General features: G+C 64.1%; 17 protein-coding genes and 1 pseudogene. 4 read left to right on the top strand and 14 right to left on the bottom strand.

The genetic code is table 11. The annotated features are described in order from the left end of the window. Nucleotides 1–337: 337 nt before the first annotated feature. From ACNEOT_RS19940 to ACNEOT_RS19930, 3 genes are all read right to left on the bottom strand, one after another. Nucleotides 338–2,683 carry a transketolase-like TK C-terminal-containing protein gene (locus tag ACNEOT_RS19940; protein ID WP_415976206.1) on the bottom strand — a complete coding sequence of 782 codons (2,346 nt, stop codon included), beginning with the start codon at nucleotides 2,681–2,683 and terminating at the stop codon, nucleotides 338–340. 298 nt (nucleotides 2,684–2,981) lie between these two features. Further along, a complete protein-coding gene (locus ACNEOT_RS19935; protein ID WP_415976204.1) occupies nucleotides 2,982–3,452 on the bottom strand; it encodes a flavin reductase family protein in 471 nt (156 codons plus the stop codon). Between the two features lie 160 nt (nucleotides 3,453–3,612). Continuing rightward, the gene (locus ACNEOT_RS19930) at nucleotides 3,613–4,239 is read right to left on the bottom strand and encodes a TetR/AcrR family transcriptional regulator (RefSeq protein ID WP_415976202.1); all 627 of its coding nucleotides are present in this window, start codon (nucleotides 4,237–4,239) and stop codon (nucleotides 3,613–3,615) included. Nucleotides 4,240–4,356: 117 nt separating this feature from the next. Here ACNEOT_RS19930 and ACNEOT_RS19925 point away from each other — a divergent pair, with 117 nt between their 5' ends. The 3 genes from ACNEOT_RS19925 to ACNEOT_RS19915 are packed head-to-tail and all read left to right on the top strand — an operon-like array spanning nucleotide 4,357 to nucleotide 7,710. Then, a complete protein-coding gene (locus ACNEOT_RS19925) occupies nucleotides 4,357–4,986 on the top strand; it encodes a VOC family protein (RefSeq protein WP_415976200.1) in 630 nt (209 codons plus the stop codon). Between the two features lie 16 nt (nucleotides 4,987–5,002). Beyond that, nucleotides 5,003–5,929 (top strand): fumarylacetoacetate hydrolase family protein, encoded by a 927-nt coding sequence (locus ACNEOT_RS19920; RefSeq protein ID WP_415976199.1) that lies wholly within the window; start codon nucleotides 5,003–5,005, stop codon nucleotides 5,927–5,929. Then, nucleotides 5,926–7,710 (top strand): FAD-dependent monooxygenase, encoded by a 1,785-nt coding sequence (locus ACNEOT_RS19915; protein ID WP_415976198.1) that lies wholly within the window; start codon nucleotides 5,926–5,928, stop codon nucleotides 7,708–7,710. The genes ACNEOT_RS19920 and ACNEOT_RS19915 overlap by 4 nt, the downstream gene beginning before the upstream one ends. Here ACNEOT_RS19915 and ACNEOT_RS19910 read toward each other — a convergent pair. The 8 genes from ACNEOT_RS19910 to ACNEOT_RS19875 are packed head-to-tail and all read right to left on the bottom strand — an operon-like array spanning nucleotide 7,707 to nucleotide 15,289. After that, nucleotides 7,707–8,378: a 4-carboxy-4-hydroxy-2-oxoadipate aldolase/oxaloacetate decarboxylase gene (locus ACNEOT_RS19910; RefSeq protein ID WP_415976196.1), complete on the bottom strand. Its 672-nt coding sequence runs from the start codon at nucleotides 8,376–8,378 to the stop codon at nucleotides 7,707–7,709. The genes ACNEOT_RS19915 and ACNEOT_RS19910 overlap by 4 nt on opposite strands. A gap of 8 nt (nucleotides 8,379–8,386) precedes the next feature. After that, complete coding sequence (locus ACNEOT_RS19905; RefSeq protein ID WP_415976195.1) at nucleotides 8,387–9,598, bottom strand: aspartate transaminase; 1,212 nt, start codon at nucleotides 9,596–9,598, stop codon at nucleotides 8,387–8,389. A gap of 30 nt (nucleotides 9,599–9,628) precedes the next feature. Continuing rightward, nucleotides 9,629–10,678, bottom strand: coding sequence for an L-idonate 5-dehydrogenase (locus ACNEOT_RS19900; protein WP_415976193.1), 1,050 nt, complete (start codon nucleotides 10,676–10,678; stop codon nucleotides 9,629–9,631). Further along, nucleotides 10,671–11,426, bottom strand: coding sequence for an SDR family oxidoreductase (locus tag ACNEOT_RS19895; protein ID WP_415976191.1), 756 nt, complete (start codon nucleotides 11,424–11,426; stop codon nucleotides 10,671–10,673). The genes ACNEOT_RS19900 and ACNEOT_RS19895 overlap by 8 nt, the downstream gene beginning before the upstream one ends. Nucleotides 11,427–11,435: 9 nt before the next feature. Then, the gene (locus ACNEOT_RS19890; RefSeq protein WP_415976189.1) at nucleotides 11,436–12,782 is read right to left on the bottom strand and encodes an MFS transporter; all 1,347 of its coding nucleotides are present in this window, start codon (nucleotides 12,780–12,782) and stop codon (nucleotides 11,436–11,438) included. After that, nucleotides 12,779–13,837, bottom strand: coding sequence for a biotin-dependent carboxyltransferase family protein (locus ACNEOT_RS19885; protein ID WP_415976187.1), 1,059 nt, complete (start codon nucleotides 13,835–13,837; stop codon nucleotides 12,779–12,781). The genes ACNEOT_RS19890 and ACNEOT_RS19885 overlap by 4 nt, the downstream gene beginning before the upstream one ends. Beyond that, entirely contained in the window at nucleotides 13,827–14,507 is a 681-nt protein-coding gene (locus ACNEOT_RS19880; protein WP_415976186.1) for a 5-oxoprolinase subunit B family protein, read from the bottom strand. The genes ACNEOT_RS19885 and ACNEOT_RS19880 overlap by 11 nt, the downstream gene beginning before the upstream one ends. Next, the gene (locus ACNEOT_RS19875) at nucleotides 14,504–15,289 is read right to left on the bottom strand and encodes a LamB/YcsF family protein (protein WP_415976184.1); all 786 of its coding nucleotides are present in this window, start codon (nucleotides 15,287–15,289) and stop codon (nucleotides 14,504–14,506) included. Before ACNEOT_RS19875 ends, ACNEOT_RS19880 begins: the two co-directional genes overlap by 4 nt. 277 nt (nucleotides 15,290–15,566) lie before the next feature. Here ACNEOT_RS19875 and nac point away from each other — a divergent pair, with 277 nt between their 5' ends. After that, a complete protein-coding gene (gene nac / locus ACNEOT_RS19870; protein WP_415976183.1) occupies nucleotides 15,567–16,490 on the top strand; it encodes a nitrogen assimilation transcriptional regulator NAC in 924 nt (307 codons plus the stop codon). Between the two features lie 3 nt (nucleotides 16,491–16,493). Here nac and ACNEOT_RS19865 read toward each other — a convergent pair whose 3' ends face one another. The 3 genes and pseudogenes from ACNEOT_RS19865 to ACNEOT_RS19855 form a co-directional block, all read right to left on the bottom strand. Then, nucleotides 16,494–17,411, bottom strand: coding sequence for a D-isomer specific 2-hydroxyacid dehydrogenase family protein (locus ACNEOT_RS19865; RefSeq protein WP_415976182.1), 918 nt, complete (start codon nucleotides 17,409–17,411; stop codon nucleotides 16,494–16,496). 16 nt (nucleotides 17,412–17,427) lie between these two features. After that, a pseudogene (locus ACNEOT_RS19860) lies at nucleotides 17,428–18,200 on the bottom strand (SDR family oxidoreductase). Continuing rightward, complete coding sequence (locus ACNEOT_RS19855) at nucleotides 18,197–18,694, bottom strand: gluconokinase (protein WP_415976376.1); 498 nt, start codon at nucleotides 18,692–18,694, stop codon at nucleotides 18,197–18,199. The pseudogene ACNEOT_RS19860 and the gene ACNEOT_RS19855 overlap by 4 nt, the downstream one beginning before the upstream one ends. Nucleotides 18,695–18,857 lie beyond the last annotated feature (163 nt).

Genomic DNA, 18,857 nt, shown 5'->3' with positions numbered 1-18,857 from the left:
AATCGTGTTCTGGATGCAGAATCGGTGTAGGAGCTCAGGTGTCCATTGGTCGAATCCATCACGCCCGAGGACCGCAGATTCCCATGTGGGCTCAGGAGAGCCTTGGATGTCATGATGTCGTGCCGCGGCGCTTGCGTTCGACGGTACCTGCACACTTCACCGCGACGAACAGCAGTGGTACACCGGTTCTCGACCGAGATTACAGCACAACGAAATTCGGACGCGACCGCCTCGGCCACGGCGCTCGCCGCTCCCCGGTAGTCCCGACGGCATCGAAACAGATGTAGGCGCGACAGTCGAGATCACAGCTGTCTTACGAGTTCTCGGTGGGGCGAGGTCAGTGATCGGTGACATCGAGTGCGGCACCGATGATGGAGTCGGTATCGATCTTGTGGTGCTTGTACACCTCGTCGAGTGATCCGACCTGCCCGAAGTTGCTCACTCCCAACGACGTCGAGGCCACTCGGTTGACGGTCGCGAGGAAGGCGAGGGTGTGCGGGTGGCCGTCGAGCACGGTCACCATCGGCGTCGCCCGATCGGCGGGTAGAAGTTGATCCAGAATCCACGACTCACCGACGCCGCGTCCCTGCCTGGCTTGGAGTGCTCGGTAGAGCTCGCCCGGACTGGTGATGCACAGGACGTCTGCGAACACGCCGACCTTCTCCAATCGTTCTGCGGCATCGAGTGCTTCGGTCATCACCGCTCCCATCGCCGCGATGGTCACCGTTGCGCCTTCTCGACGCACCAGCGGGTAGCCGCCTGCCACGACCTGGCGGCGTCGACGTTCCCGGGCTGCCGGGTCGGTGGGGACGTCGGCCTTCGATTGGTCGACGGGTCGCGTCGACAGACGTAGGTACGCGGATGTGCCGTCGGGTCGGCCGAGTCGCGCGATGCTGGCGAGAAGGGTCCACTCGACGTCGATCGCGAAAGCAGGCTCGTAGCTGATGCAGCCGGGCTGTTCGAGCCCGATGGACGGTGTCTTGATCGATTGGTGCGCACCACCTTCCGCGGCGAGTGTGACGCCCGACGGGGTGCCGACGAGGATCGACTGCCCGCCGGCGTAGATGCCGTAGGACCACGGTTCGAGCGCGCGCTCGACGAACGGGTCGTACATGACTCCGATCGGGAACAGGGGCTGCCCCCACCGGCTCCAGGTCGCACCGAGTTCGCCCATCAGCCCGACGAGGTTGGTCTCGGCGATCCCGAGTTCCATGTGCTGACCGCTCGGTCCTTCGCGCCAGTGCATGATCGTCTCGGCGTCGTCGCCGAACCAGTCGTGGCGTTCGGACGAGGACCACACGCCGACCTTGTTGACCCACCCGCCGAGGTTGGTGGTGGAGCTGACGTCGGGGCTCACTGTGACAACCCTTTTCGCTGCCTCGGGGGCCTCACGGGTGAGATCGATCAGGGTGCGGCCCAGTGCCGCCTGCGTGGTGGCAGTTCCCTTGGGGGTGCGGCCGATGTCGGTGGGCACGGCGGGAGGAGTCGAGGCCGGAACAGGTTCGCGGCGTAGGCGTTCGGCGACTGCGGCGCACTGTCGTCCAGGCGCGCTGTCCTGGTCGAAGCGACCCCAGGGGGCGGCGGGGTCAGTGCCGAGGGTGCGTGCGAGCTCCGCGTACTCCTCGACGGTCAGCAGGGAGGAATGATTCTGGGGGTGTCCCTGAGTAGGCAGGCCGAAGCCCTTGACCGTATAGGCGACGATCACGGTGGGACGGGTGTCGTCGATACGAGAGTAGGCCTCGCGCAACGCATCCAGGTCGTGTCCGCCCAAGTTGCGAATCGATTCGGTCAGCACGGTGTCGTCGAGGTCTGCGATCAGGTCTGTGATCGTGCCCGCGTCCGGGCCGGAACCGGGCAGCCGAGTACGCACCTCGTCGGCCGTGCATCGCAGCAGACGCTGGTACTCGGGGTTCGGCATGTCCAGGATGCGGGTGCGGAGGGCGTCGCCGCCGGGTCGAGCGAACAGGTCTTCGAGCAGTCGGCCGAACTTGACGGTGATGACCTGCCAACCCGCGGCCTCGAACATCTTCTCGAGGCGACGCGCAGCGATGTTGGGCACGACGCGATCGAGGGACTGGCGATTGAGGTCCACGATCCAGACGATCTCGCCGAGTTCGGCGATACCCGGGTCGATGATCGCTTCCCAGACGGCACCTTCGTCGAGCTCGGCATCACCGACCAACGAATACTGGCGCCCACTGAAGCCGGCCGGTGCGGAGTCGGTGCCGAACCGGTCTTCGACGAAGCGTCGCGACATCGCACCCCAGATGGGCGCAGTGGCACCGATTCCCACCGAACCGGTCGAGTAGTCGACGGTGTCGGGATCCTTCGAGCGCGACGGGTAGGACTGGAGACCGCCGTATGCCCGGAGCGTGGTCAGGTATTTCTCGTCGAGTTCGCCGAGAAGGTAGTTGATGGCGTGCAGTACCGGGGAGGCGTGCGGTTTGACCGATACGCGGTCTCCCGGCTGCAGCTGCTCGAACCACAGTGACGTCATGATGGAGACCATGGACGCGCAGGATGCCTGGTGGCCACCGACCTTGAGCCCGGTCGGATTGGGTCGAATTCGATTGGCGTGGTGGATCATCGAGGTCGACAACCAGAGCACCCGCTGGGCGATGTCGTGTAGTTCTCCGCTGCCTCCGGCGAGTGAACGGCGGTCGGCGGGGCTGATGCTGGTCATGACAGATGCTCCTGAATCGACGATGAAGAACGTCCTGAAGCCGGCCGGGGCCGGAGGGCTCGCGAGAAGAGCGGACGACGTGGGACCGAGTGCGGTCCTGTGGTCCGGACGGGCGTTCGGGTTACGAACCGCCGAGGGTGCAACTGTGCTGCGATGGGGGACAGTGCACCAGCCGCTTGCCTTGTTGTGCAAGTGTTGCCGTTGAAATAGTGCAGATTGCACAGTTTCGGGTCTTCGACCGAGGTGAATCTTGGTCGTATTGACCTCTACCGCCCGCGTCGACGGAGACGCCGACAGATCACGGGACCGGGGTGAGGGATCCCAAGGTTCGCAGGTTGTAGGCGAGAGGAACGTTTACGCCGGTCCAACAATCCGCTACCTGTCCCAGGAGGAGTGTGTGGTCGCCGCCCGCCGCTTCTGCGGCGACAGTGCAGTGCAACCACGCAGACGTGCCGGGCAGTCGGGGTACACCACTGCTGAGCTCCCAGTGGGAGCCGAAGAAGCGCTTGTCTCGAGGTCCCGCGAAACGCGAGGCGCACTCGTGTTGGTCGACGGCGAGGATGTTCACTCCGAAATGTCCCGTACGCCGCACGATGGCCAACATCGCCGAAGCATTGTCCAGAGCCACCGACACCATCGCCGGCTCGAGGCTCAGAGACGCGAGCGAGCTCACGGTGGTGCCGTGCGGTACGCCGTCCTCGTACGCGGTGACGATCGCTACGGGCCCGGTGACGCGCGCCATGGCGTCCTTGAACGTGTGTAGGTCCATTGGCTGAATTCTCCTGTGCACGTGAGTGTTCTGTTCCTGGGCCGGCGGGTGTCACACGAAGCTATGCAAGATTTGACTTCAAGTCAATATTGATTTGAGGTCAAAACGGCAGATGTGCGACGGCGCGTCGTCGTGAGTGCGCGTGACCAAGGAGGTCGGTCTAACTCGCGTCGGTGCCGGACTGTGTTGCGCCCACCACGGCCTCGAAGGTGTCGACCACCAACTCCACCACCGCATCGAGTGCGAGATCGGGAGTATCGAAATAGGCATCCGCTGTGCGATCGAGGAAACCGGTCCAGCCAGCGATTGCAGCACTTTGCAACGGAGACAACGGTTCCGCGAGTTCGGCGAGGGCGGCTACTTGCCGAGCACCCTCCGCGCGAGCCCCCCGAACGGCATCCTCTACGACGGAATCGCCCAGTTCGCCTTCGCGAACCACGCGGACGTAGAGGGCGCGGTGACGCTCGAGGAACTCGATGTGCCGACGTACGAAACCTTCTACGCGAGCCCGGACGGAGTCTTCACCTGACTCCGGTTCCTGGAACTCGGCCAGCTTGGACAGGACGTCGGCCAGCGCTGCCGCCACGAGGCCCTGCTTGTCGGTGAAGTAGTAGAACAGCAGGCCGTGGGCCACCCCCGCGCGACGCGATATCGCCGCTGCGCTGATGTCGACGCTGTTGCCCTCGGCCAGTAGTTCGATCGCCGCGTCGATCAGGGCCTGGCGACGGTCTATCCGAGGGCGGGCGCGACGGGACCGCTCGGATCCGGGGGACGCGTTGGTCGGCACCGATCCGACTGTAGTCCACGCATGGCAGGCCTGTTTGACCAGCAATCAAGATATTGACCAACAGTCAAACTGGTCGTAGCGTAGGTCACATCAGCGTTGCCGAAGAGAGGTCGTTCGATGAGCACGACGCAGGAAAAGCAGGGCCGGACACGGGTCGGACCCGACTACATCGCGCACTGGGTGGTGAAATCCGCTCGGACCGAGGAGATGGTGCGGTGGTACGGCACGGTGTTCGGTGCCGAGATCGCCTACCAGGACGAGGGCATAACCTTTTTGACCTGGGACGACGAGTCGCATCGCCTGGCGATCATCGCCGTGCCCAAGCCGGTGAGGTTTCTCTTTCCTTTGGCCAAGTTCCGGCGCAAGGCGTACGGAATCGACCACATCGCGTTGACTTTCGTCTCACTCGAACGACTGCTGGAGAACTATGTCCGGCTCAAGCGTCTGGGCATTCTCCCCGTGTGGGCCATCAATCACGGCCCCACGATCTCGCTGTACTACGAGGATCCGGACGGGGTCCGCCTCGAGTTCCAGGTCGAGAACTTCGACCCCGAGAACACGGCCGCGTTCTTCTTCACCGAGGAGTTCGCGAAGAACCCGATCGGCGTCAACATCGACCCCGACTACCTGCTCAGTCAGCTGCGTAACGGTGTGCCCCACGAGCAACTGCGTCGGCGGGAAGCAGGAACCCGGCCCGGTCATCCGGTGATCGCCAACAAGAAGACCATCACACCGAAAACGCTATAGGGGGATCGAGAAAGACATGCCTGTCAACATCATCAGAACCGTCGACGGTTGGTGGCGTCTCGATGGCGACCGTGCAATCGAGATCGACACCGAGGCCGAGACCACCGGGCAGTTGCTCGCCGAGCGCGGTGCCATCACCGCCGCGTCGGGTCCCGGAGTCGGCGTCGCCGAGCTCGAACTCGTCTCGCCCGTCACGGCCCCGTGCCGTGTGGTGGCGCAGTTGCTCAACTATCGGTCGCACGCCATCGACGCCGGATCCGATCCGAAGACCCTGCAGCCCACATTCTTCCGTAAGTCGTCGGCCTCCATCAGCGGGCCGAACGATCCCATCAGGCAGCCACCCGAGGTCGCTCTGCTCGATTACGAGATCGAACTGGGGATCGTCATCGGAGCGGACATCCCCATCGGAACCACCGTCACCGACGACACTCTGTCGAAGTACGTCGCAGGATTGGTTGTGGCCAACGATGTGTCCGCGCGGGAGATCCAGCTGACCAAAGTGCAGGTGTACGAGAGCAAGTCGTATCCCACGTTCACTCCACTCGGGCCGCGGTTGGTACTGCTCGACAACGACGAGCTGCGACGCATTCCCGAGTTGCACATGAGCCTGGCCGTCAACGGAGAGTCGCGTCAGGATCAGACGATCGGCAACGACCTGATCACTCCGCCCGCCGAAGCTCTCACCCGGTTGGCTCGTTTCCAGAACATGACGGCCGGCGATGTGTTGCTGACCGGCACACCCATCGGCACCGCCATTTCCGCTCCGCCCAAGTTCGTGCAGAAGGTCGGCGAGCTGATTCCGCCTGCCCTGAAGTGGAAGTTCTTCTTCGCCCGCCAGGCCAAGAATCCGAAGTACCTGTCGGTGGACGACGTCGTCACTGCCGGCATTCGAACCGCCGACGGTGCCATCGATCTGGGGACGCAGAGGACCGTGGTCCGGTGACCGCGCCCGTCGTCATCATCGGGGCGGGGCCCGCGGGTTCCACGGCCGCACTCCTGTTGGCTCGCAGAGGGATTCGCAGTGTCGTTCTCGAGCGTCGTGAGAAGCCTCTGTTCCATCCGGCCGCCCACGTCATCAATGCCAGAACGCTCGAAATTTGGCACGAGTACAGCCCGGAGTTGGCGAAGTCGATCGCTGCGATGTCCCCACCGCACGAGACCGTCAACCTGATCAGCTGGTACGGCGCTCTGGCCGACGGCGCGGTCGGTTCGATCGACCTGCTCTCGGACCCCGAGCGCAAAGCCATTGTCGAGAGCCAGAGTCCGTTCATGGTCTCGCACATCGGCCAGCACATTCTGATGCCGGTGCTGTGGGATGCGATCGAGGCCGAGCCGTTGATCGAATTTCGTCGCGGCGTCGACGTGCGGTCGGTCGACTCGGCCGTGGACGGTGCCCGCGTCACGGTGACGGGGAATTCTACGGAGATACAGGCGCAGTACGTGCTCGCGTGCGACGGCGCGAACAGCCCAACCCGTGATGCGGCCGGAATCGCCTTGTCCGGGCCGGTTCTGGCGAACATGGGTAGTGCCTTCTTCACTTCCGAGACGTTGTTCCCCGACGATGCGCGGCCGCTGCTCAGCTGGATCTACACGCCCGAGCTGTGCGGGGTACTCATCGCCCACGCCGAACACCGATACATCCTGATGACGGCATACCTGCATCCCGACCAGGAGATCGCCCGCAACGGCAAGCAATTCTGGCTCGAGACACTGCCGAAGGTGTTGAACGGCAACGATTTCGAGTTGGAATCGACGGGGACCTGGGTGATGACGTCGCAGACCGCCGACCGTTTTCGGCGGGGTCGGTTGCTGTTGCTCGGAGATGCCGCACATCGGTTCCCCCACACCGGCGGTTTCGGGCTCAACTCGGGAGTCCAGGACGCGCACAATGTTGCCTGGAAGCTCGACGCCGTCCTGTCCGGCGCTGCGTCGGATTCGCTGCTGGACACCTATGACACCGAACGCCGCCCGGTGGTGGAGAAATTCGCGAAACAGAGCGTGGACAACCACTTCAGGATGGATGCCATCGGCAAGAAGGTGGGTATTACCAACGTCATGCTCGCCAAGGCCACGCAGGCGATGGGCCGCTCGCCGCTCAACAAGATCCCCGGTCGATTCGTCGCCCCGCTCGCGGCTGCGGGCACGCGGAAGCAGATGAGCCGCTCACGCCGGCTCAGCCCGAAGGCCGGGGGATCAGCGCGCTTACGGCAGCAGATTGCCGACGCGATACCGCTCCAGGTAGAGCATTTCGTGTCCACCGGGTTGCAGTTCGGCTACCTCTATCGAAGCCCGTTGATAGCGCAGGATCCGTCCGTCGAGCCCGCCGAGGATGTGGTCGATTACGTCCCGACGACGTACCCGGGGGCCCGGCTTCCACACGCGGTGCTGTCGGTGGACGGCACGCTCGTCGGCGCGCACGAAACCCTCGATCCGAACAAGTTGACGCTGTTGACGTTTGCCGGTGACGAGTGGGCACCCGTGGTTTCGAAGCTCGCAGGCGATGGACCCGGAGTGGTGACGGTTGCGGCCGAAACGCCTGCGGGTGCCGACCGGGATCAGTTGGTCGCCCTCTACGAGGTCGGCGATGTCGGGGCAGTGCTCGTGCGCCCCGACGGCCATGTTGCCTGGCGTACCGAAAGGTCGGCACCCGATGGAAGGGCGTCGCTGGCCGACTTTCTGAACTCGCATTGGGGCCGTTACTTCACTGCCAGGCCGCGCGCCTAGATGTCGACGGTGAGCCCCTTGCTCTCGAGCACGGCACCGAGGTTGCTCACCTGGATCGGCGTCTCGCCGCGCTTGTAGCGCTCGATGTATTCGGCTTCGTCGGCGTCGCGTGCGCGGCACGCGTCGATGGCCGAGCGGACTTCGGTACGTCGCGTCAGCACCACGCCGTCGCAGTCGCCCTTGATGACATCGCCGGGGTTGATCAACTGACCACCGAAGACCAGCGGCCGATTGATCGGGCCCAAGGATTCCTTGACCGTGCCCTGGATGCACAAGTACTTGCTGAACACGGGAAATCCGAGTTCACGGATTTCTCGCGAATCGCGGACGCCGCCGTCGGTGACCAGTGCGGTAATTCCACGGGCTACGCAAGCATTGGCGAGCACGTCGCCGAACTGTCCGGCGGGTTGATCACCGGAGGAAACGATGAGGACGTCTCCGGGCTGGGCGTAGCTGATGGCCACTTGAAGCATGATGTTGTCACGCGGATGGCAGACCACTGTGAAGGCGGAGCCGCAGAACGACATGTCCCGATCGAGTGGCTTGATCGCGTCGTCGAGTGCACCGGAGCGACCCTGTGCCTCGTGGATGGTGGCGGCCGAGAACCTACCGAGCTCGTCGATGAGCTGCCGGTCGGCGCGATCGATCTTGGTGGTGACGTGAACCATGAGTTTTCCTATCGAGTGAGGGCGGAAACAGCTTCGGAGATGGCCGAGGATGCTGCACGCAGCGTGGCTTCGGACGTGGCGAACGAGACGCGGAAGTAGCCTTCCGCTCCGTATGCCGAGCCCTGGATGGTGGCGACGGACGCATGATCGAGCAGGTACAGCACGACATCCTGATCGCTTTTCAGAACCGTGCCGCCGGGGGTGGTGGCACCGATGAGGCCCGTGCAACCCACGAACAGATAGAATGCACCCTGCGGGAGAACAGGTTTCAGGCCGTCGATCCGATCGAGCAACTCGAAGGTGACGTCGCGGCGATGACGGTAGCTGGCAACGGATTCGGTGACGAAACTCTGATCGCCGGCCAGAGCTTCGGCCGCTGCCGCCTGGCTGATCGACGAGGGGCAGGACGAGGACTGTGACTGCAGTTTGTTGATGGCACCGACCAACTCGGGATTCCCGACGCCGTAGCCCAGACGCCACCCGGTCATCGCGTAGGACTTCGAGACACCGTTCGTGAGGAACACTCGGTCGCGCAGATGTGGGGCGACGGCCAACAAAGTGGGAACGGGTGCATCGAGATACGTGATCTCGTCGTAGATTTCGTCGGACAGGATATGGACGTGCGGATGCCGATCGAGCACCCGGGCCAGCTCTGCCAGCTGCTCAGCGGTGTAGATCGCCCCGGTGGGATTGGACGGAGTGTTCAGGATGACCCAACGTGTGGCCGGGGTGATGGCCGCGTCGAGTCGTTCGGGGGTGAGCAGGAACTGCTCCGACTCGGGGCAGTCCACGACAACCGGTGTGCCGTCGTGAGCGGCGACCATGTCCGGATAGGAGACCCAGTACGGTGACGGAACGATGACTTCTACGCCTGCCTCGACGGTTGCCATGAGCGCCAGGAAGATCACCTGCTTGGCTCCGCCGCCGATCGTGATGCGGCTGGAGTCGTAGTCCAGTCCCGTCTTGAGGTGCAGTCGATTGGAGATCGCCTCTCGCAAGGCAGGGATTCCGTTGACAGGCGTGTACTTGGTCAGGCCGTCGTTCATTGCGGCCACTGCCGCACGTTTGATGTGCTCGGGCGTGTCGAAGTCCGGTTCGCCGACAGTCAGGTCGAGGATGGCGCGGCCCTGCGCTTTGAGTTCTCGGACACGTTGGGCAGCAGCAACACTGGGTGACTCGCGCATGCGAGTGACGCGGGAGGCGAGGGTCTGGGAGGACATGGCAATCTCCTGTGAAGAGGCGAGGTCGAGTCAGAATTCGAGAAGTACTTTGCCTGATGCAGCCGAATCTTTTGCGACGGCAAAGGCTTTCAGAGCATCATCGGCGGGAAAGACGTGGGTGACGACGGCTCCCACATCGAGCGAGCCGTCGGCCAGTGCGCCGAGCACCTCGTCGATTTCGCCGTTGAATCTGAAGGATCCGACCAATTCGAGTTCACGGGTGATCACCAGCGACAGGGGAGCCGGTTGCATCCCGGTGGGAAGCAGGCCGAGCATCACTATCCGGCCACCGCGAGTTGCGCCGCGGATGGCGGACTCCAGCCCGAATCGGTTGCCGGAGCACTCGATCACCACATCCGCGTCTGCTGCGGCAATGGCGTCGGAGTCGGCCGCATCCAGGGTGGCGGTCGCTCCGAGCTCGGCGGCGATCCTGCGAGGAAACTCGTGTACGTCGACCGCGGTGATCGACGACGCCCCCGCTCGCTTCAACACTGCTACCACCAGTGCGCCGATCGGTCCGCAGCCGATGACCAGTGCTCTCCTGCCCGCCACCTCGCCGGCCCTGTCGACGGCATGCCAGGCCACCGCGGCCGGCTCCGCAACCGCGGCGGTGCGGAAGTCGAGGCCGATCGGAAGCGGTCGGAGCATGCGGGTCGGAAGTACCGAGTACTTCGCGAACGCTCCCTCGGTGTGCGGAAAGTGTGCCGCGCTGCCCAGGTAGGTGCACCCGGGCGACAGGTTGGGGCGATCCTGCGGGTAACGGGATGCTCCCGGTGCCGGGGTGGCCGGGTGCACGGCGACGCGCGTACCCGAGCTCGGGCCCGAGCCGTCCGGGGCGGCGGTGACCACGGTGCCGACGACTTCGTGCCCGAGCAACATCGGGGCCCGCAGAATCGACTCCCCGGCCGCGCCGTGGGTCCAGTAGTGCAGATCGGAACCGCACACGCCACCGAACGCCACCTCGACGACGGCCTCGTCAGCTCGAGGCGCACGTACCGAAATCTGCTCGACGCGTAGGTCGTTCGCGGCGTGCGCTACTACCCCCAGGGTCGTGACCGGGATGGTGGTCGAGTCAGTCATTGCGTCGGACGAAGTCGAGACCGCCGGGCACCTGGAATGTCGGCATTATTTCCATCATGCCCATGTTGACGTGTCGGGGTGCGTCGATTGCGAACTCGATGGCGTCGGCGATGTCCTTGGTGGTGATGGACTCGAATCCCTCGTAGAAGGTGTCCCAGGCTTGTTGCATCGCCTCGGGTGTCCCGCCGAGGTTGCGTCCGAAGATCTCGGTCTCGACGCGTCCGGGGCAGATCTCCGTCACCCGAATCCTTTTGCCCTTGGTGTCGTTTCGCAGCTGCCGAGAAATTTGATGCACCGCTGCTTTGGTGGCGTGGTACGCGGTGTGACCGTAGAAGTTGTACAGGCCTGCGATCGAGCTGATGTTGACGACGTGGCCCAGATCGCGCTCGACCATGCCGGGTAGGAGTAACCGGCACAGGTGCAACACCGCGCGCAGGTTCACGTCGACCATGGCGTCGATCGACTCTTCGGACGCGTCGAGAATGTTGCCGGTGGCCGAGACGCCCGCGTTGTTGATCAGGATGTCGATCTCGAGGCCCGCGACGGCCTCGGCGAGGGCCGCGGTATCACTGATGTCGACGGCAAGGGGGATCATTCCGGTGCGGTCGGCGATGTCGTCGAGCTTTTCTTTGTTGCGCGCTACGCCGTAGACGGTCAGGCCGCGCTTGGTGAGCAGTTCGGTTGTAGTAGCGCCCATTCCGGTGTTGGCTCCGGTGACGAGTGCGGTCTGGTAGTCGCTGAAAGTCATGCTGCTTCCTCAGAGAGTGTCGCGCAGTGGCTGGTGGGCGCGGTCGGTGATGGTGCTGACGGCGAGGAGGGTGCCGAGGGCGGTGATCACCGCGTAGAACGCAGGAACGTAGATCCCGAAGTGCGGAATCAGCCAGGTCATCAGCAGTGGAGCAGTGCCGCCGAAGAGCGCCGACGAGATGTTGTAGCCGAGGCCGTAGGCGGAATAGCGAACTCGAGTGGGAAAGAGTTCGACGATGAGGATGTGGATGACGGCCGTGTGACCGGCGAAGATGACCGCCATGATGCAGGCTCCGAGGATGGCCAGCGGGAGGCTTCCTGTTGCGATCAAGGCGTAGCACGGGATGCCCGCCACTGCCATGGCCGCGGCGGCACCGGCGATGACCTTCTTCCTGCCGATGCGGTCGGACAATGCGCCCATGAAGGGAATCGCGATGCAGATCGCGACCAGAGAGACCGCGGTGACCAAAAGGGCGGTGCTGGTGGGGAATCCGATCTTGTCGCCCTTGAGGAAGGTGGGCATGTACGAGAACAGGACGTAGTAGCCCGAGCCGTTCATCAGAGGAATGAACAGAGCGAGGATCATGGCGCGGCGGTGTTCGGGTGAGGAGAACGCTTCCTTGAGCGGGTTTCGGGACAGTCCGCCTTCGGCTTTGAGCTTCTCGAAGTTGGGGGTGTCGCTGATCGCCTTGCGGATGTACCAACCGATGACGCCCATCGGGATTGCGACGAGGAACGGAACACGCCAGGCCCAGCTTGCGATCCCGCCGCCGTTGATGGCCGCTTCGTTGAGCCACGGCGACATCGCGAAGGCAACCATGGTGCCGGTGAGAAGTGCGAGGAACGACGCGATCTGGGCATAGCTGGTGATCTGACCGCGCTTGTTCGCCGGGGCATGCTCGGCCAGGAACGTCATCGCACCCGCGGCCTCTCCACCGACGGAGAAGCCCTGCAGAATGCGCAGGAAGATCAGCAGTGCCGGAGCTGCGATGCCGATGGCCTCGTAGGTGGGAAGCAACCCGATGCCCGCGGTGGCGACGGAGATGAGCAGGATGACGAACACCAGCATCTTCTGCCTGCCGATGCGGTCTCCCAGGATGCCGCAGACGACGGCACCGAGGGGGCGGACGAAGAACGAGATCGCGTAGCCGGCAAACACCAGCATGAGGGCGTCGGAGGATTTGGAGACGTCGAAGAAGACGATTGCGAGCGCGGTGGCCATGAAGGCGAAGATGCCGTTGTCGTAGAGCTCGACGAAGATGCCGACGCAGCCGGCGGCGACGACCTTGCGGATCTTCTGGGGATCCGGGGGTGCGGGTGCTGTGTCGGTGTTGTCCGGGATGAGTGAGTTGGTCATGCTGACTCCAGTGTGAGGGCAGTGCGCGGGTCTTGTGAATGGCTGATGTGATTCGGGATCGACAGAGCATCGAACACAGTGCGAACGCGGCTGCGGAGTTGATCGAGACTGCGCTGCCGGGCTCGGTGGGCTTCGACTGCGCCGGCGATGCCCACCCGGGTGAAAGTGACCTTGTTTCCAGGACGAGCCTGGCCGAGCCGGTCGAGGCCGATCGTGGTGACGACGGCCAGGACCGGGTAACCGGCGGTGACTCCGCGCCCCCTGTGGAGGATGAGGAGCTCGTCGCCGGTCGGAACTTCGACGGCCCCGATGGGTACGCCGCGAGAGAGCATCTCCGACGCGGTAACACGCTGCGGTAGAGGCTGATCGGAGGAGGGCTCGAGACGGAGGCCGATGTGGTTGCTCGCGTTGCCGATGGTGTATTCGGCCGCGAACAGACGATCGGCAGTGTCGCCGAAGTCCCCGATGTCGGGACCGTCGGTGACCGGGATCGTCCAGGTGTCGCCGAATTCCGGTTGCGTCGCGCCCACGCGGAACAGCGGAATGTCGAAGTGCGGGTGACGGATCGGTGCGCTGTCCACATCGACCTCGATGCGGTCGGCACCGGCGAAGGGGTGTCCGAATCCGAGAACGGTATCGGGCGCGCAGCTGCCGTGGAGGCGGTCGACGTGAACCGAGCCGTGCACCGCGATGTAACTGCGTAGGCCACGGCGAATGTTGGTCACGGTGAGTGTGCTGCCCGCGGGCCACACCAGCGGTTCCCACTGCTGTGCTGCCACACCGTCCACGCGGATGTCTGCGGGCGCGCCGGTGACGGCGATGAGCATGTGGGTGTCTGTGGTGGCCGCGAAGTCGAGTGCGGTCACCTCGATCAGTGGCGCGTCGGGATCGCTCGCGACGAGAGTGTTGGCGGCCCGCGCGCTGTATTGATCGAGAGCGCCGCCGGTCATCTGTCCGATGCGGCTGCCACTGCGGCGTCCCAGATCCTGAAGGACCGACAAGCCCGGTGTGCGGACGGTGATGGTTCCGCGTCGGGAGAAGCGTTCACAGTTCATGGTGATCGCCCCACTCGGCGATGGAAATCGGAAAGAATTGAAACGTGTCGCCGGGTGCGTACACGGAAATCGGATCACGCGCGATATCGACCAACGTCACCGGTGTGCGGCCGATGACCTGCCATCCGCCCGGTGCCGGTCGCGCAGAGACGACGGCCTGTCGACCGGCTACCGCGACGGCTCCGGCGGGAACGCTGGCGCGTGGGCTGGCGCGACGCGGGATGGGTAGTCCGAATTGGGGCCCGTCGAGCATCGGCGCACCCCCGGGGGATCCGTAGCAGCGCATGGTGAGTGGGCGCGCGCAATGCCGGTCGATCACGTCGGCTTCGCTCACGTCGAGCAGCGTGGCCACAGCGGCCAGGTCGGGTCCGTGTTCCCCGCCGTACACGACGGGAACCTCGAATCGACGCGGCGGCCGGGCTGCGCCGAAGGTCATCGTGTCGAGCTCGGATACGACTGCACGAAGATCGTGGTGAGAGACTGTTGCGCAATCGAATTCGATGAGTACTGCGTCGTAGGTGGCGATGGTGCCCAGGACTCCGGTGATGCCCGCGGCATCCACCGCAGCAGCAATGCGATGAACTTCTCGCCATTGCTCGTCCGGTGTGCTTGCCGCAGAGGTGATGCGCAGTGCGGAGTCGCCGCAGTCGGCGATAGCGAGGGCAGTCATGCCGTCCGCCTGGTTTCGAGTACCCGACCCAGGGGGGCGATCTCGATACCTGCGGCGAGGAGGCCGGCACGGATCGCCACCGCAGCATCCACAGCGCCCGGGCTGTCACCGTGCAGCAACACAGTGTCTGCCGAGATCGGGATCGGGGTGCCGTCGACCGCGTCGATGATGCCGTCCTTCACCATTCGGACTGTGCGCCGGACGAGTTGATCGAGATCGTCGATGACCGCGCCGGTTTCGCTACGAGGTACCAGGGTGCCGTCGGACCGGTACGCCCGATCGGCGATGCCGACGATGCCCACGGTGATCTCTCGTGCTCGCGCTTCGTCGGCGAGGCAACCGTCCTGGGCCAGCACGATCAGTGCCGGATCCACCGAGAGCACGGCGTCGACGACAGCGGTCGCGTAGTCGCGGCGGGTGGCGACCAGGTTGCCGAGTCGTCCATGGGGAGCGACGTGCGAGACGGTGGTTCCGTGTGCCGAGGCGAAGGCTTGGAGAGCGCCGATCTGGTACAGCATGTCGGTGCGAACTTCGTCCGCCGTGAGGTCCATTGCTCGGCGGCCGAACCCGGCGAGATCGGGGAAGCTGGGGTGGGCACCGATACCGATACCGCGCTCGACACAGCGACGGACAGTGGTGTCCATCGTGCGGGGATCGCCTGCGTGGAATCCGCACGCGATATTGGCAGAGGTGAGCACATCGAGAAGCGCCTCGTCGTCGCCCATTGTCCACGCGCCGAAGCTTTCGCCCAGATCTGCGACGAGATCGATACTGATGGCCATTTCTGCGGTGCCTTTCGGAAGGTGAACCGGAAGCGTCGGAAGGTCGAACGCTCACTGTCGTGTTCGTGTTGTGGACGCTACGCAGGAACGACGATTCCGCGTTAATACCCGTTCGTAGTGATGTAATAGGAAAGGCATATGCTCCTTGACGTGGGGTTTCGTGTCCCGCACCGGCCGCTGTGCCGCAAATCGGTACATTGCTGTCGTTCGTCTGAAACGGTGAGGAAACATGTTCGTGAATGCCGATGATCGAGACCGACGGGAGGCCCTGTAGCCCATGGATACCCGACGTCTGTTCTCTTTCATTCGAATCGTCGACGCCGGCAGCATCACCCGCGCGGCCGACCTTCTACATATTGCGCAACCGGCATTGAGTCAGCAGATGACGGCACTCGAATCGCATTTCGGGCAGCAACTTCTGATACGAAGCAAGCAGGGTGTGGAGCCGACCGATGCCGGTCGTGCGCTGTACCGCCACGCACAGGTGATTCTGCGTCAGGTCGAGAGCGCTCAAGCCGAAGTCAGCGTCGTGGGAAGGGAATTGGCAGGCGGGGTGTCCGTGGGGCTCGCGCCGTACAGTACGGTCACGGCCATTGCGCTGCCACTGTTGACTGCCGTGCGGGCACGTTATCCGAGCATTTTGTTGCATATCAACGAGAACTTCGGTGGTGTGCTCAGCGAGGCGATGATGACCGGACGGATGGACATGGCGTTGCTCTACGACGCTGGTCCGATCAAAGGAGTCACGTTCGAACGGTTGCTCACCGAAGAGCTGATGGTCGTGGCACCGTCGGGCACGGGTTTGCCTGGGGAGACAGGAAGTGCCGTTTCTCTGTTCGAGCTCGCCGACGTGCCACTTCTGCTTCCCGGACGCATGCACACCATCCGCAAGATGGTCGAGTTGGCGTTCGAGACCACTCTGACGCAGCCGAAGATCGTCGGAGAAGTCGAATCGGTCACCCTGATGGCGCAGGCGGTCCGAAGCGGTTTGGGCGCAACGATTCTGCCGTTGTCGGTCGCCCGCCGAATGATGAACGTACAAGGCCTGGAGCTTCGTCGTATCGAACCGTCCATCCAGGTTCAGGTATCGCTCGGCACACCGGCGAACCAACCGCTCTCGAAACCGGCCGAGGCGGTCCGCGAAGTGCTACGGACCGTGCTCGCCGATTACGTGACAGTGCACTCCAAGCCTGCTGACTGAGCGTCAGTACCCGCGGGACAGATCGATCCGGGCAGCCAATTCGTCACCGACGGCGAACTTCTCGACGTTCCGGCCGATGTGCTTCGCCAGCGCCGACGACAGTCCCGACGCCGGGTTGGCGATGTGCGGGGTGATGATGGCGTTCGGCAAGGACCACAGTGGGTGTCCGGCGGGGAGTGGTTCGGGATCGGTGACGTCGAGGGCGAGTCCACCTATTCTGTTGTCCTGTAGTGCTTTTGTTGCTGCCTCGGTGTCTATCAGCGATCCGCGGGCGACGTTGACGACCCATGACTTCGGTCCGAGCTCGTCGAGGGCGGCGGCATCGACGAGGTGGGCGGTGGCACTCGTGGCCGGAGCTGCGATGACGACATGGTCTGCGCGAGTCCACACCTCGCCGGTTCGCTCGGCAGGCAGCGTGTCGATCGCACCGGCTACGGGGACTCCTGATCGCGTCACAGCAAGTACATCTGCGCCTGCCGCGTGCAGGAACGGGATGAGGGCGCGGCCGATGCCGCCGCAGCCGACGATCGCGACCGTTGTTCCGTCGAGAGTGCCTACCCGCGGGTCGAATTCGTCCTTTCGCCAGGAGGTTGCGGCGAGCTGCTCCGGTAGACCTCGAACTCCGGCCAACAGCAGCATGATCGTGTGCGAGGCCACCGTTCGCGCGTAGGCACCTGCGGCCGAGGTCCATACCCGACAGTCGTCGACGATTCCGCTCTCGATCCAGGCCTCGACTCCAGCCGAGGAGAGTTGAACCCAACGAATCGAATCGGGAAGGTCGGAGGGAAAGTGGTCGGGTCCGGCCGTCCAGACCAAGGCGTCGGCGGTGTCCAACGGGCCCAGAATGCCGCCGGCGGCCGTAATTGCCGCAGCGACATCGGCGTTGTCCTGGGGTCCCAGGTGGATGCGGGGAACTGTCATCGACTTCTCGTTTCTCTCAGACGACGGCAGTCATGCCGCCGTCGACGTACAGGATCTGCCCGTTGACGAAGTCGGAGGCGGGCGAAGCCAGGAACAGCAGCGAGCCCACCAGTTCCTCGGTACGTCCCCACCGCCCTGCGGGCGTCCGTTTCGCCAGCCATGCCGTGAAGTCCGCGTCGTCGACGAGGGCTTTGTGAGCTCGGTGTCGAAGTAGCCGGGTGCGAGCGCGTTGACCTGGAGACCGTAGGGCGCGAGATCGGCACACATGCCGCGGGTCAGCATCTTCAAGCCGCCCTTGCTCGCCGCGTACGGTGTGATTCCGGGGCGGCCCAGCTCGCTCTGGACCGAGCAGATATTGACGATCTTGCCGTGCCCGCGAGCAACCATGGCTCGCGCGAACTCACGCCCGACGTAGAAGGCGCTGCTGAGGTTGGTCTCGAGGACTCGCCGGAAGTGGTCATCGGTGAACTCGAGCAACGGCGCGCGATGTTGCACCCCGGTGTTGTTGACGACGATCTCGACCGGCCCTACCTCGTTCTCGATGTTTCGGGCGGCCTGCGCGACTGCAGCCGAGTCGGTGACGTCGAATGCGTACGCGTGGACGGCTGCACCGGTGTGCTCGGCCAGGCGGGCGCGGGTGTTCTCGAGGGCTTCGGCATCTCTGCCGTTGAGTACGACCACCGCGCCTGCCTCGACGAGCCCGGTGGACAGTGCGAGACCGATCCCGCGGCTCGAGCCGGTGACGAGTGCGATCTTGCCGTCGACGTCGAATATGTGGTGGCCGGTCACGGCGATACCTTTCGTGGGAGTGCGAGTGCGTCGAGGATTCGGTGAACGAGCTCGGTCGGAGTGTGATCGATGTCGATCGTCACGCCGGCTTCGTCGGGACCGAGTGGTTCGAGGCTCGACAGCTGGGAATCGAGGAGTTCGGGCGGCATGAAGTGGCCTGTGCGAGCCCGAAGCCTGGCCGAGATCGCGTCGCGGGTTCCGCTGAGATGAACGAACACCACTGTGGGGACCGCGGACCGAAGCTGCTCGCGGTAGCTACGTCGGAGGGCCGAACAGGCCAGCACCGTGCGACTTCCGAGACGATCGTGGTGCGCGACCCATGTGCCGAGGGTGTGAAGCCAGGGTGCGCGATCGGCGTCGTCGAGCGCAATCCCACGTCTCATCTTGTCGATGTTCACCTCGGGATGATGGTCGTCGGCATCGGAGAAGGCGGCACCTAATTCCACCGAAAGAAGTTGTGAAACAGTGGATTTACCACATCCAGACACGCCCATGACGGCGATGTGCCGAATGGGATGGGCTGGCATCTACGACCTCTCCGTTCGGTCGCTCGAGTGAACGACAACACTGACGAATCTTCACCACTGCACCCCGATACACAACGGCTTTCGCTATACCGATTCGGTGTGACGCCATACGACGAGGGACTGGTTGGGT

Origin of the sequence: Rhodococcus sp. 077-4 (assembly GCF_047782425.1) — a bacterium.
Taxonomy (GTDB): Bacteria; Actinomycetota; Actinomycetes; order Mycobacteriales; family Mycobacteriaceae; genus Rhodococcoides.
Note: the sequence above shows the minus strand (reverse complement) of the source record. Positions and strands in the feature narration are given on the sequence as shown.

Bases quoted from the DNA above. Each gene is read 5' to 3' on its own strand.
- ACNEOT_RS19900 (WP_415976193.1), bottom strand. From the start codon at position 10,678: ATGACTGACTCGACCACCATCCCGGTCACGACCCTGGGGGTAGTAGCG.
- ACNEOT_RS19940 (WP_415976206.1), bottom strand. From the start codon at position 2,683: ATGACCAGCATCAGCCCCGCCGACCGCCGTTCACTCGCCGGAGGCAGC.
- ACNEOT_RS19935 (WP_415976204.1), bottom strand. From the start codon at position 3,452: ATGGACCTACACACGTTCAAGGACGCCATGGCGCGCGTCACCGGGCCC.
- ACNEOT_RS19920 (WP_415976199.1), top strand. From the start codon at position 5,003: ATGCCTGTCAACATCATCAGAACCGTCGACGGTTGGTGGCGTCTCGAT.
- ACNEOT_RS19895 (WP_415976191.1), bottom strand. From the start codon at position 11,426: ATGACTTTCAGCGACTACCAGACCGCACTCGTCACCGGAGCCAACACC.
- ACNEOT_RS19875 (WP_415976184.1), bottom strand. From the start codon at position 15,289: ATGGCCATCAGTATCGATCTCGTCGCAGATCTGGGCGAAAGCTTCGGC.
- ACNEOT_RS19890 (WP_415976189.1), bottom strand. From the start codon at position 12,782: ATGACCAACTCACTCATCCCGGACAACACCGACACAGCACCCGCACCC.
- ACNEOT_RS19905 (WP_415976195.1), bottom strand. From the start codon at position 9,598: ATGTCCTCCCAGACCCTCGCCTCCCGCGTCACTCGCATGCGCGAGTCA.
- ACNEOT_RS19910 (WP_415976196.1), bottom strand. From the start codon at position 8,378: ATGGTTCACGTCACCACCAAGATCGATCGCGCCGACCGGCAGCTCATC.
- nac (WP_415976183.1), top strand. From the start codon at position 15,567: ATGGATACCCGACGTCTGTTCTCTTTCATTCGAATCGTCGACGCCGGC.
- ACNEOT_RS19855 (WP_415976376.1), bottom strand. From the start codon at position 18,694: ATGGGCGTGTCTGGATGTGGTAAATCCACTGTTTCACAACTTCTTTCG.
- ACNEOT_RS19880 (WP_415976186.1), bottom strand. From the start codon at position 14,507: ATGACTGCCCTCGCTATCGCCGACTGCGGCGACTCCGCACTGCGCATC.
- ACNEOT_RS19925 (WP_415976200.1), top strand. From the start codon at position 4,357: ATGAGCACGACGCAGGAAAAGCAGGGCCGGACACGGGTCGGACCCGAC.
- ACNEOT_RS19865 (WP_415976182.1), bottom strand. From the start codon at position 17,411: ATGACAGTTCCCCGCATCCACCTGGGACCCCAGGACAACGCCGATGTC.
- ACNEOT_RS19885 (WP_415976187.1), bottom strand. From the start codon at position 13,837: ATGAACTGTGAACGCTTCTCCCGACGCGGAACCATCACCGTCCGCACA.